The organism is Legionella pneumophila subsp. fraseri (genome assembly GCF_000586315.1).
GTDB classification, from domain to species: Bacteria; Pseudomonadota; Gammaproteobacteria; order Legionellales; family Legionellaceae; genus Legionella; species Legionella pneumophila_B.
In genome coordinates, this window is the sequence record NZ_JFIM01000002.1 from 233956 (window position 1) to 247144 (window position 13189).

Consider the following 13189-nt stretch of genomic DNA (forward strand, 5'->3'; position numbering starts at 1 on the left):
GTATATAAATGACAAAATCTCTTGTGATAGCAAAAAATATTTTATTGACACCAGCATCCCTGGATGAAGTCGGCATAGAAAAATTATTCAAGACCATGTTTAATCGGAACGTCGATGATGCTGATCTTTATTTCCAAAGTTGTAGTTATGAATCCTGGTATTTGGAAGATTCAGAGGTTAAAAGCGGTAATTTTTCTCTGGATAAGGGGGTAGGAATCAGGGCGGTAAGCGGTGATAAAACCGGCTTTGCCTATTGTGATGATATCATGCTGCCTTCCATGCTTCGTGCTGCTGATGCGGCGCGTTCCATAGCCCTTTCTGGTTCAAAAACAGTACCTGCCGTCAAGGTATTAAAGGCTCCTGTCAATCGATATGACAATTTAAATCCTTTGGAAGGAATGAGTAAACAGGAAAAAATCGCTTTATTGGAAGCCATTGACAAAGAAGCCCGTAGTCTTGATCCCCGGGTGATACAGGTTAATGCCTCCTTAACCGGGTGCTATGAAGTAGTGATGGTTGCCAATATGAACGGGCAGATGATGGCTGATGTAAGGCCATTGGTTAGCATTAATGTCAGTGTTATTGTTGAAGACAGTCATGGCAGAAGAGAATCGGCACGATCGGGCGGTGGTGGACGAGTAGCCTATTCCTATTTTACCGAGAAGGAAAATGCATTGAGTTATGCGCGTGAAGCGGTACGAGAAGCATTAACCAATTTGCAGGCAGAACCTGCTCCTGCTGGAACCATGCCAGTTGTTTTGGGCCCAGGATGGCCAGGGGTGCTTCTACATGAAGCTGTTGGGCATGGTTTGGAGGGTGATTTTAACCGCAAGGGGTTATCCGCTTTTTCAGGTCGATTGGGTCAGCAGGTTGCTGCTGCGGGCGTTACAGTAGTGGATGATGGTACTTTAGAGAATCGACGCGGTTCTCTGACTATAGACGATGAAGGGACGCCCTCACAATGCACCACTTTAATTGATAATGGAATTTTAGTGAATTACATGCAGGACAAGTTGAATGCCAAACTCATGGGAATGCAATCAACAGGTAATTGTCGCCGTGAATCCTATGCCCATGTCCCAATGCCGAGAATGACCAATACTTATATGCTGGCAGGGCAGTACGACCCTCAGGAAATTATTCGCACGGTAAAAAAAGGGTTGTATGCGGTGAATTTTGGAGGCGGACAAGTTGATATTACTTCTGGCCAGTTTGTATTTTCTGCGAGTGAGGCTTATTTAATAGAGAATGGCAAGATTACAAAACCGGTGAAAGGAGCCACTTTGATTGGGAATGGCCCTGATGTGATGAAAAAAATAAGTATGATTGGTAATGATTTGGCATTGGATAGAGGGATTGGTGTATGTGGAAAAGAAGGACAATCTGTTCCCGTTGGCGTAGGGCAGCCCACTTTGAAAATTGATGCCTTGACGGTTGGCGGAACCAAGTAAGAAAATGCCAGTCAAGAGTGTACCAACTATTTCCAGGAGTTATTCTTGACAAATCAATATCCTAAAATCGGTTTGGCTTTAGGTAGTGGATCAGCGAGGGGCTGGGCCCATATCGGGGTAATTCAAACGCTCAAACGATTGGATGTAAGGATTGATTGTGTCGCTGGATGTTCCATAGGCGCATTGGTTGGTGCCATTTATGCCTGTGGCACCCTGGATCTGTTTGAACAATGGGTGTTAAAGCTTAATAAAAGAGAAATGGCTAAACTCATTGATGTGAATTTTTTAGGTGGCGGGGTTCTCTCTGGTAGTAAGCTGATGACCTTTTTCAAGGATTTTGGTCTTGAAAAAAATATTGAGGAGCTCTCTTTGCCTTTTAGTTCAGTTGCTACTGATTTGAGCACAGGACGTGAGATCTGGCTAAGTAAAGGTTCTCTTGAGCTTGCTATTCGCTCATCCATGTCTTTGCCAGGTTTATTTACCCCTCAGCGTTATAAGGATTGCTGGTTAGTCGATGGTGGTTTAGTTAATCCGGTGCCTATTACATTGTGTCGTGCTATGGGGGCAGATGTTGTAATTGCCGTCAACTTAAATCATGACTTGTTAAGAGTACCTCCGAGCACGACAGAACACCCAGGTTTTTTTTCAGTTCTCTCAGGCCAATTTGATAAGATGATAAAAAGAATAATGGGTATCAGTGATGGACCTGGATATTATGATGTTTTGACCAGAAGCATCAAAATAATGCAGGACCGAATAACCCGAGCAAGAGCGGCAGGTGATCCTGCTGATTTGACTTTGGTTCCTCAATTAGGAAACATCATGCTTTATGATTTTCATAAAGCAAAAGAGGCGATTCATGAAGGTGAAAATTGTGTTTTGCGAGAAAAAAATAATATTTTACAACTAGTTGGTCTAGAATAGTAATTAAACAAGCTTAAGGAAGAGCCATGCAAAAAGAATCCAATTCCAATTCATTATTTGACTTACTGTTGAAAAATGAAAAAAATTCGGCAGACCGTGTGTATTTAAGACAGCCAAAAAATGGAGTTTGGCATGAATACACCTGGTCGTCAGTGATGTTGCAGGCCAGAAAAGTAGCTGGTTTTTTACACCATCTGGGGTTAAAAAAAGGCGACCATATTTCCATTATCTCCAAGAATTGCGCGGAATGGTTTATCGCTGATTTTGGAATTCATATTGCTGGAATGGTCAATGTTCCGCTATTTGCTAATCAGAATGAAGAAAGTGCGCATTATGTTTTAGAGCATGGGGATGTGAAACTGGTTTTTGTTGGAAAATTAGATGATCATCAGCGAGTCAGACAATTTATCCCTAAGAGTTATCCTACAATTGGTTTTGATTACCATAAAGATTTGCAAGTTGATTACGAATGGTCTGATGTTTTGAAAAGTGACCCTATGATTAACCTGGTGGAGCCAGAGCCAGATGCGTTGTATACCATTATTTATTCATCCGGGACTTCGGGGGCACCCAAAGGCGCTATGTATACCAATCGGTCCATAGCCAATTACTTGACAGTTTTCCCCAAAGACTTGCTCAGAATAAGAGAGTTGGAACATTATAAATTAATATCTTATCTTCCCCTGGCCCATGTCTATGAGCGATCTGCAATCCAATTAGGCAGTGTTGCTATTAATGCATCGGTATCTTTTGTTGAAAGTCTGGAGAAGTTTGCAGAGAATTTAAGGGAAGTTAGTCCCACCTTTTTCACTGCAGTTCCACGCATTTGGGGAGTATTTAAGCAAAAAATTGAACAAAAATTACCACCAGCCAAATTGAATTTTTTATTAAAAATTCCTCTTATATCCAGTTTGATAAAAAGAAAGATCATCCACAGTTTAGGATTAAGTGAGTGTACTAATTGTTTTAGCGGAGCATCTCATCTGCCAATATCCATTATTGATTTTTTTGAAAAACTGGGAATTTATATTCAGGAAGGATATGGTCAATCCGAGAATTTGGCTTATGCCACCTTATCGATGTTAAATGAGAGAAAACGTGGTTACGTTGGTACCCCGAGGCTGGAGGTTGAGATAAAAGTAGGCGAAGAGAATGAATTGCTAATGAAGTGCCCTTGTCTAATGTCAGGTTATTATAAAAATGAACAAGCAACTAAAAATGCCTTTACAGAAGAGGGTTGGTTGCGAACAGGAGATGTTGTTGATGTTGATAATGAAGACAGAGTTAAAATATTAGGAAGACTTTCTGAGAACTTTAAAAACCAGACAGGAGAGTTCATTGCTCCTTCGCCAATAGAAAAACTGTTTTCAGTGAACCCTATGTTAGAACAACTGTGCCTGGTAGGCAGAGAGTTGCCCAATAACGTTTTGTTAGTTACCTTGAATGAAGGGGTGCGTTTGGGTATGCCAAAAGAGGAGATCACTCACTCATTGCAAGAAACCTTAAAGCAAGTCAATTCCAAATTGGTTAAATACGAAAAAGTCAGTCACATCCTTGTGCTGAAAGATGCCTGGACCACTGAAAATGATAAATTAACACCTACACTGAAAGTAAAGAGAAGGGTAGTTGAAAAAGATTATGCCGAGTTAATCCAAAAGGCACTGCAGCAATCTCAGTCAATCGTTTGGGAATGAGGAGACAGTTTATTTAATAAAGAACTGATTTCAAATATTCGTTCCTCTGCTGACGTGCTGTCTAAAGTAAAGCGCAGACGTTGCGGTCCTTCCATTTGATAGCGTTTGGCATGTACTTGTATTAAGCTAATCAGTGTTCCAGGGTCAATTGATGGTTTTTCACTAAAATCCAATTTACCTTGTTGAGCACTGGCACTGATTTTTTGAATGCCGAGCTGTTCCGCTTTTAACTTTAATTCAGTAATCAAAAACAGATGTTTGACTGGTTGCGGGAGTAAACCAAACCGGTCTATCAGTTCTATTTGTAGTTCTCTAAGCTGTTGGGTAGTTTTTGCATTAGCAATTCTTTTATACATGATGAGTCTATTGTGTATATCACCTATGTAATCTTCGGGGATAATCGCGCTAATTCTCAAGTCAATTTCAGGTCCTTGATGCATGGGTGCTGACAATTCAGGAGTTTTGCCGGCCTTTAAATCGTTAACGGCACGGTCAAGCATTTCCATAAATAAATTAAATCCTATGGCATGCATATTACCACTTTGTTCTTCACCAAGGAGTTCACCTGCTCCACGAATTTCCAGATCGTGTGTTGCCAAAGTGAATCCTGCTCCCAAATCTTCTAAAGACACAATGGCTTCGAGGCGTTTCACCGCGTCTGGTGTTAATAGTTTTTCATTTGGAGTTAACAAGTAAGCATAGGCTTGATGATGAGAGCGTCCAACACGACCACGTAATTGATGTAGCTGGGCTAATCCAAATTTGTCGGCACGATCAATAATAATGGTATTGGCTGTAGGAATATCAATCCCCGTTTCAATGATCGTTGTGCAAACCAGGACATTAAATCGGTGATGATAAAAATCAGACATGATGCGCTCTAATTGCCTTTCCCGCATTTGCCCATGTGCACTTTGAATTTTTGCTTCAGGCACTAAAGCTTCCAAATCCTGGCAAACTCTCTCTATCGTTTGTACATTATTGTGCAGGTAAAATACTTGCCCACCCCTTAATATTTCACGCAGTATCGCTTCTCGTATGGTGAGATCATTTCTTTCTTGCCAAAATGTTTTAATTGCCAAACGCTTTGCGGGCGGTGTTGCAATAAGTGAAATATCTCTGATTCCCGCCATCGCCATGTTCAAGGTTCTGGGAATTGGGGTAGCAGTCATGGATAAAATATCAACATGGGTGCGTAGCGATTTAATATGTTCCTTCTGTTTCACTCCAAATCGATGCTCTTCGTCAATAATCAATAATCCCAGATTTTTGAAAGAAATGTTGTTTTGGAATAATTTATGGGTTCCAATCACAATATCTACTTTGCCTGATTGCAATGCGGCAAGGACTGCTTCGGACTCTTTATTACTGCGAAAGCGGGATAATAATTCAATATTAACGGGAAACTCTGCAAATCTATCGCGAAATGACTCAAAATGTTGTCCTGCAAGCAGTGTGGTTGGGGCAAGGATACAAACTTGTTTTCCATTTTGTACCGCCACGAATGCAGCACGCATGGCGACTTCGGTTTTACCAAATCCTACATCACCGCAGATTAGGCGATCCATCGGTCTTGGTGATTGCATGTCCTTAATAATTTGTTCAATGGCTTGAAGTTGATCTGGTGTTTCTGTGAAGGGGAAACCACTGGCGAATTTTATATATTCGGATTGATTGAAATCGTATTGGTGTCCTGGCTGGGCTTCTCTTTTAGCATAGAGATCCAATAATTCAATAGCAACATCATGAATTTTTTCGGCTGCTTTCTTTTTTTCCTTTTGCCATTGATCAGAACCCAGTTTATGCAGAGGGGCATGCTCACTATCAACACCAGTGTAGCGGCTTATCATATGCAGAGAAGTGACTGGTACGTAGATTTTGTCATCCCCTGCGTAAGCAAGAACCAGGAATTCACTGGGGGTACCATTGGATTCAATGTATTGCAAACCTTGATAGCGACCCACTCCAAATTGAAGATGTACCACTGGAGCGCCTAATCGGAGTTCGGCCATATCTCGTATGATTAAATCTGGGTCAACTGATTTTTGAGTACTTCGGCGTTGGGGGGTGCTTTGTTCACCAAATAATTGCGATTCGACAATGATGACAATTTGTCTGTCCGTTAATTCACAGCCATAAATCAGTGGGCCAGTAGTTATGTTGATGGAGGACTCATCCTGAATGAAGTCTAGCCAGGAGTTTTGTATTTTTGGAATGATATGGCTTGATTTGAGCAGATCCAGTAACACTTCGCGACGCCCTGCGCTTTCAACGACAATAAGATAGCGCCGAGTTGGATCAGAACAATATTCACTTAATTGGCGAAGTGGTTCAGTATTTTTTCTGTCAATGGGTAGTTGCGGAGCTTTGGCAATATTGAAATTTAAGGCTCCTTTTTTTTCTGAAGGTTTATGATACAGGCGTACTTGTTCATAATGGTTTGCTTTGGTTAATAACTCGGTGGGATTAATAAAGCAATGATCTGGGGGTAAAATAGGGCGGCTGACATCATGGCGCCGTTGTTCATAGCGTTCATTTAATTCTCGCCAGAATTTCTCAGCATTCTCCTGGATTTCTTCAATTAAGCAAATTTTGGCATTGGCTGGCAGATAATCAAAAAAGGTAACTGTTTTATCAAAAAATAAGGGCAGGTAATATTCTATGCCGGCTGGAAATTGACTGTTACTAATTGCTTCGTATATTGGGCAATTACTCGGATTTCCAGGAAAAGACTCTCTGAAAGCGCGTCGGAAGTGTAATTGACTTTGTTCATTTAATGGGAATTCACGAGCGGGCAACAAATGGATTTGATTGATTTTTTCAATCGTGCGTTGTGTTTCCGGATCAAATTCTCTGAGACTTTCAATTTCATCATCAAATAGCTCAATACGAAAGGGTAAACCACTACCCATAGGATACACGTCAATAATGGAGCCGCGTAGCGCGTATTCACCGTGTTCGAGTACTTTATTAACACAATGGTATCCAGCTTGTTGCAACTGATTCCTGAACGAGTTCAGATCGAGTTTTTGTCCTTCTTTAAGCATTAAAGCGTATTGATTTAAAAACTCTGGTGGAGAAAGCCTGTGCATTAAAGTGCTGGCTGAAGAAATGATGATCCCATTGGTAATTTGTTGAACTCTGCTTAACGTGTAGAGTCTTTCTGAAATAATATCTTGATGAGGAGAGAACTGATCATAAGGCAAGGTTTCCCAGTCGGGAAAAAATAATAATTCCTGGGTATTTTGGTTTGGATTTAGAAAAAATTGCAGTTCATCCTGCAATTGACTGGCACATAGGTTGTCTTGCGTAATAAGTAATTTGATCCCGGTTGTTTGTTGGCAATATTCAGCTAAAGCAAGTGCCTGACTGCTACCATAGAGTTGTCCCCATATTTGTTTGTTTTTTGTGGGTTGGTAAAGTAGCGTTTTTGTATTCATTGGAATTTAATGACTAAAACTGAAAACCGCTTAGTATACCGCTAAATTAGGTATTCTGCACTATAAAGAATTTATTTTAGATTGATTCGGGCTCGACCAATTCTAAGTTAGTGACTTCCTGTTCGTCCAATTCGATATCGACCGATTCAATTTTTTGGAATCTGGAAGTGATCTTTTTGGCTGAGGTATTGACTTCATTGACGTCCTGATGTGCTAAGTCAATGTGTTTGGATAATTTATCCATTCTCTTTTCAAAGCGTTGAAAATCATTGGCCAGGGCTTGAAGATGTTTTTGAATAATATGTACTTGTTTGCGAGTTGCATCATCTTTAAGTACTGCCCTTGCTGTAGTCAGTACAGCCATTAATGTGCTAGGCGATACCAGCCAGACTTTTAGCTTTTGAGACATGGCAATTAAATCAGGATAGTTTGCATGAATTTCAGCAAATATGGATTCTGCAGGAATAAACATCATAGCACCATCTGTTGTTTCATTGGGCACGATATATTTTTCAGCGATGTCCTTGATATGCTTTTGAATGTCTTGGCGAAATTGTTGTTGTAATGACTTACGATCAGTGGATAAGGCATCACTGTTGATTAATCGTTGATAAGTTTCCAGGGGAAATTTGGCGTCTATGACAATATTTCCAGTGGGCTCGGGTAAGAACAAAACACAGTCAGCCCGTTTTTGATTACTGAGGGTATATTGCATTTGATAACTTGCGCTGGGAAGCATATTGCTGATGAGTGTTGATAATTGAACTTCACCAAAAGCACCGCGAGCTTTTTTGTCCACTAATACGTCCTGAAGGCTGACAACATGACTGGAGAGTTCAGTGATTTTCTTTTGTGCCTCATCAATGATGGTCAATCGCTTTACCACGTCAATAAAAGTAGACGAAGTTTTTTCAAAACCTTCGGTCAATTTATGATTAACCTGCTGAGTTAGTGTGTTTAAATGATTACGAATTTCCTCAGTTAGTAATTGTAAGTGAGAAGTGAGTGAGCTCGCATGATGTTTGAAGCTATGAGTCATTTGCTCTCTGACATCGGCCATTTGTCTTTGTATGGCATCACTAATGAGCTGTTGTGTAGCCAGTTGTCCTTGAGCTATCTTTTCATTAATAAATTGTTGGCTCGTTTGATATGATTGGCTTAAATCAATATGTAACTGGTGAAGCTGGGTGATTAGCGTTTGCTGTGTTCTTTCGCCAAGCTGCTCAGTCAGTTTTTTTTGTTGCGTTTGTTTTACTAAAACCCAGAGAAGCAATAAGAATTGAAGGGCAATAGCTAGCGCTATGCCCTCAAACAAAGTGACAGAAGAAAATAATGCCATTCATTAATCCACTAACTGGCTAAGCTTGACAGGTTGGTTGTATTGATAAACAGTTTTTAACTGCCCATAGTCTATCAAGCGTAAATAACCCAAATAGAGGTTATCGTCCGATAATTGATTGTGATTGTCAAAGGTAAATTGCAAAACATGCTTGCCAGGTTCAAGCCATTGTGCTCTTTGCGAGGTCTGAATAGGTCTGGCCTCTCCTTTGCCATTTTTTTGGAACAACACACTTTGTAAAGCGTATCGACTTGCAGTTGCAACATCTACAGTGACAACAAAAGTCAACGGTTTAGAGGACACTTTTTTTACATTCATAAGGCTGGCTGAGGGAATGGAGTATGAAAAGGCTGTGTGGCCAGATCGTCTGATGATTTCTTGCCCGTATTCTGTTTGAACATCGGTTTCTAAATACCAGTTTTCACCGCGATCATTTAACTCGGAATCCAACGTAGCGATTCCTTCAAATACATTGGATTTTAACTTGGTCAGATTGAGCGCAATAACTTGACCTTTAGGGCCTACAAGTCGAGCATCAACGTCATTGACGTCATACTCAGTGATATCATTGTGAAGCGATATGGTCGCTTTTAGCTTATCTCCATACTGGTAATGGAGAGAATCGGTTTCAACCTCCAGGTAAGTGATGGAAAATTTATCAAGGACACTGATCATATAAGCATCGGCATATTTGTCAGTAATGTCCTTGCTTTTTAGTATAAATTTTCCATACCCCAGTTCAGGTTTTATTTGTAACATAACCTGGTGTTTTGTAATGGCTAAAGGATTATTACCAACCTCGTCATCCTGATTATAGAGAGAAGAGGCTTCTTTCAGGGGCAAGAGTTGGTTTTTTGGCGTTTTGATAAGTAATTCCGGGATGGATTTATTCTGCAAAGGGGTAATGCGAACGACAGCGCCAGGAGCCAATGTTGATATAATAACTCCGCGTTGTAATTGTTCCAGAGAAATACGTTCTTTGTAACCATAACTTCTACGAACATTACTGATGTTGTTGTTTAATGGTTCATTGGTAATTTCCCATTTATCATGCAGATTTTCTCGTGATAATTGACTGCAATTCTCGCATTCATAAGATTTGGTTGGTTGTCTTGGTAATGTAAACGCATGAGCTTGGGCAATACAAAATGCGGATATCCATATAAGGTGAGCAGTTTTCATTTTACAACTCCTTCATTAACTAGGGCACTGATAAGTATTTGATCCAAACCAAAACAAGAATGTCGACTTTGATTATGGCTTAAAGGCAAATTGTAATCAGTTTTGTCTATATCATAGAACCATACTTCTCCTGCTTGAGCTTGTGACTCACAATCCAGAAAGCCATCAGCACACTGATTAAGATAGAGTTTGGCGATTTTTAGCCCGCTATTGAGCATGTATCCATTGCAATAGCTGGATGTTGAAAATGGTGAAGCATAGACATCAGTACCCACTATGACTTTAAAGGGGATAGATAGAGAGGGTCGACCTTTGCTTCCCAAGAGCAATTCTTCATTATAGATCAGCATGTCGCCTACACGTTGTTGTTTCACTGCATCTGAAAGATAACCAAGTAACCAGGCCAAACTCGTTTCAAATATGCCTCCATTTAATACTTCATCAGCAAGAGGCGTCCCTCCACTGGAAGGTGCAATAGCAATAACTTGAGTGATTTTGTGTTTCAGAGTCATATATCGGCCATCATAAGTTGGATTTGAAAGTATCCACCGTATGATATTAGCGCCATCAGAATGGGTGTAGACAGTGAGAGAACTCACATTTTTGTCATTGATAAATTCCAGCAGTTGATTGGCAACGCAATTGGCGGCATCTTCATGCCACATATATTGGCTAAAATCACAATGAACTACGTAGTGATTTTCAGGTTTTGCCAGGGTTTGGGAGATACTCTGAATAAAATCAATTTTCCAATACCCTCCATAGGCATCTTCTCTGTGATCTCGAGTACCATGTACAAAAGCAATGCCTTGATTAGAATTGGAATCGGAATGAGAATGGATAAGGGTTGAAAACAATAAAACAATAAGAGCGGATAAAATGCGTAGAAGTTCCATTTTCAAAATATCTCCTTCAATACAGAGACGTATCTATATCATGGTTCCGGCAAAAGATTCAAGAGAGGGGATTGATACGCTTTGAGGTATCCCAAAAAGGATTTTGTCTTGAATGATTAAACTACTCATATTTTAAAGGGATAAAAAAATGATAAACTGTTGTTTTTATTTTGGGATTCTTCATTAATGAGTGATCAAGGGATTAAGGAAACGATAGAAGCGCTTAAAGAGCAAATAAGAAAATACGATTATCACTATTATGTTTTAGATGAACCTTTAGTTCCAGACGCGGAATATGATCGATGTTTCAAGGCATTGCAACAGCTTGAAGCGCAATATCCCCAATTTTTATCGCCAGATTCTCCGACACAGAGAGTCGGTGGTACTCCTTCAGATGCTTTTATGCCGGTAGCCCATAAGCAACCTATGTTGTCTTTGTCTAACGTATTTACTGCTGATGAATTAAAAGCATTCATTAAGCGAGCAATTGAGAAATTGGATGAACCAAACCAAAAACTGGTATTTGCTTGTGAACCGAAGCTGGATGGGTTGGCAGTGAACATGACTTATGAGAGTGGAATCTTGACTCATGCCGCAACTCGTGGGGATGGTGCTGTAGGAGAAAACATCACGGCAAATATCAAGACTATTGCTTCAGTTCCATTACGATTAAGGGCGAATAATCCTCCAAAACTGATCGAAGTGCGGGGTGAAGTGTATATCCCTAAAGCCGATTTTGAGGCCTACAACGCAAGGGCTAGAGAGCTGGGTGAAAAAACCTTTGCCAATCCGAGAAATGCTGCTGCAGGCAGTTTAAGACAATTAAATCCTGAGGTTTCAGCTAACCGCCCACTGGCTATTTATTGTTATGGTATAGGGGCTTGTGAGGGTTATAAGTTACCTAACAGCCATTTGGAGCAATTGAATTTATTAAAGGAATTTGGATTCAGAGTATCTCCGGAAACGAGGAAAGAGGTTGGAGTAGAAGGTTGTTTAAATTATTATCAGTATCTGTTAGCGAAACGGAATCAATTGCCTTTTGAAATCGATGGGGTTGTTTATAAGATTGATAGTATCCCCTTGCAACAGCAATTAGGTTATGTTTCTCGTGCGCCAAGATTTGCGTGTGCCCATAAATTTCCCGCCACAGAAGAAATGACTCGACTGATAGCTGTGGATTTCCAGGTCGGCAGAACAGGTGCTGTGACACCGGTTGCGCGTTTGGAGCCAGTCAGTGTTGGCGGTGTTACAGTGAGTAATGCGACTTTGCATAATTTTGATGAAATTACCCGGAAAGACATTCGTATTGGTGACACGGTTGTTATTCGTCGTGCCGGTGACGTGATCCCTGAAGTGGTTTCTGTCGTTTTGGAAAAGCGTCCCGATAATGCCAGGAAGATTGAGCTTCCTAAAAATTGCCCAGTTTGTGGTTCTGAAGTCGTAAGAGAAGAAGATGAGGCAATTGCCCGTTGTGTTGGTGGTTTATATTGTAAAGCCCAATTAAAAAGGATGATGTGGCATTTTGCTTCTCGAAAAGCAATGTACATTGAGGGGCTTGGCAGTGTTTTGATTGATCAGTTAGTTGATGAGGGTATTGTCCACCATTTGGCAGATCTTTATGAGCTCGATTTGCAAACCTTGGCTAACTTGCCCAGGATGGGAGAGAAATCAGCAAAAAATTTGTTATCCGCTTTGGAAAAAAGTAAAAAAACGACTTTCAATCGTTTTCTTTATGCTTTGGGAATCAGAGAAATCGGTGAAGCCGGCGCAAGGGTTTTAGCGGAGCACTACTGCGATGTAGAGAGCTTGAAAGCGGCAACGATTGAAGAATTAATGACTTTGAATGACATAGGCCCAGTAGCGGCTTCTCATATAGTCCATTTCTTTGCCCAACCGCACAATCTTGAAGTGATTAACCGCCTTCTTGAGTTGGGTATTCATTGGCCTAAGCCTGAAAAGGTACAAGTTAATCCACAAAATCCATTTTATGGTAAAACAGTGGTATTAACTGGAACCCTGAGTAGTATGGGGCGAGAAGAGGCAAAGGCAAAGTTGATGGCTTTAGGCGCAAAGGTGAGTGGAAGTGTGTCTTCCAAAACAGATTATGTGATAGCAGGGAGCGAGGCCGGTACAAAGCTAATTAAAGCCACAGAACTGGGAGTAGCGGTTATAGAGGAAGATGAGTTTTTAAAACGGGTCAATTCATGAGTAGCCAGCTCTTTGTCATTTGGTTTATGATGGAGCTAAATAAATCAGGTAAAGT

The 13189-nt window shown here is 40.6% G+C and carries 8 protein-coding genes; 4 read left to right on the plus strand and 4 right to left on the minus strand.

Annotation, left to right across the window (positions count from 1 at the left end; translation table 11 throughout):
• Window positions 1-8: 8 nt before the first annotated feature.
• The 3 genes from tldD to CC34_RS0103655 are packed head-to-tail and all read left to right on the plus strand — an operon-like array spanning window position 9 to window position 4069.
• A complete protein-coding gene (gene tldD, locus CC34_RS0103645) occupies window positions 9-1451 on the plus strand; it encodes a metalloprotease TldD (RefSeq protein WP_028377958.1) in 1443 nt (480 codons plus the stop codon).
• A gap of 45 nt (window positions 1452-1496) precedes the next feature.
• Window positions 1497-2375, plus strand: a complete 879-nt coding sequence (gene rssA / locus CC34_RS0103650) for a patatin-like phospholipase RssA (protein ID WP_028377959.1) — start codon at window positions 1497-1499, stop codon at window positions 2373-2375.
• A gap of 26 nt (window positions 2376-2401) precedes the next feature.
• A complete protein-coding gene (locus tag CC34_RS0103655; RefSeq protein WP_028377960.1) occupies window positions 2402-4069 on the plus strand; it encodes an AMP-binding protein in 1668 nt (555 codons plus the stop codon).
• On the opposite strand, the gene mfd is transcribed toward CC34_RS0103655, so the two are convergent.
• The 4 genes from mfd to CC34_RS0103675 all read right to left on the minus strand — a co-directional run bounded on the left by mfd (window position 4048) and on the right by CC34_RS0103675 (window position 10926).
• Entirely contained in the window at window positions 4048-7509 is a 3462-nt protein-coding gene (gene mfd / locus CC34_RS0103660; RefSeq protein WP_028377961.1) for a transcription-repair coupling factor, read from the minus strand. The genes CC34_RS0103655 and mfd overlap by 22 nt on opposite strands.
• A gap of 76 nt (window positions 7510-7585) precedes the next feature.
• Window positions 7586-8848 (minus strand): DNA recombination protein RmuC, encoded by a 1263-nt coding sequence (locus CC34_RS0103665; protein WP_028377962.1) that lies wholly within the window; start codon window positions 8846-8848, stop codon window positions 7586-7588.
• Between the two features lie 3 nt (window positions 8849-8851).
• On the minus strand, window positions 8852-10030 hold the full coding sequence (locus CC34_RS0103670; RefSeq protein ID WP_028377963.1) for a DUF4785 domain-containing protein: 1179 nt from the start codon (window positions 10028-10030) through the stop codon (window positions 8852-8854).
• The gene (locus tag CC34_RS0103675) at window positions 10027-10926 is read right to left on the minus strand and encodes a hypothetical protein (RefSeq protein WP_028379157.1); all 900 of its coding nucleotides are present in this window, start codon (window positions 10924-10926) and stop codon (window positions 10027-10029) included. The genes CC34_RS0103670 and CC34_RS0103675 overlap by 4 nt, the downstream gene beginning before the upstream one ends.
• A gap of 186 nt (window positions 10927-11112) precedes the next feature.
• Here CC34_RS0103675 and ligA point away from each other — a divergent pair, with 186 nt between their 5' ends.
• On the plus strand, window positions 11113-13134 hold the full coding sequence (ligA, locus tag CC34_RS0103680) for an NAD-dependent DNA ligase LigA (RefSeq protein ID WP_028379158.1): 2022 nt from the start codon (window positions 11113-11115) through the stop codon (window positions 13132-13134).
• The last annotated feature ends 55 nt before the right edge of the window (window positions 13135-13189 follow it).

Bases quoted from the DNA above. Each gene is read 5' to 3' on its own strand.
- ligA (WP_028379158.1), top strand. From the start codon at position 11,113: ATGAGTGATCAAGGGATTAAGGAAACGATAGAAGCGCTTAAAGAGCAA.
- CC34_RS0103655 (WP_028377960.1), top strand. From the start codon at position 2,402: ATGCAAAAAGAATCCAATTCCAATTCATTATTTGACTTACTGTTGAAA.
- tldD (WP_028377958.1), top strand. From the start codon at position 9: ATGACAAAATCTCTTGTGATAGCAAAAAATATTTTATTGACACCAGCA.
- CC34_RS0103675 (WP_028379157.1), bottom strand. From the start codon at position 10,926: ATGGAACTTCTACGCATTTTATCCGCTCTTATTGTTTTATTGTTTTCA.
- CC34_RS0103665 (WP_028377962.1), bottom strand. From the start codon at position 8,848: ATGGCATTATTTTCTTCTGTCACTTTGTTTGAGGGCATAGCGCTAGCT.
- CC34_RS0103670 (WP_028377963.1), bottom strand. From the start codon at position 10,030: ATGAAAACTGCTCACCTTATATGGATATCCGCATTTTGTATTGCCCAA.
- mfd (WP_028377961.1), bottom strand. From the start codon at position 7,509: ATGAATACAAAAACGCTACTTTACCAACCCACAAAAAACAAACAAATA.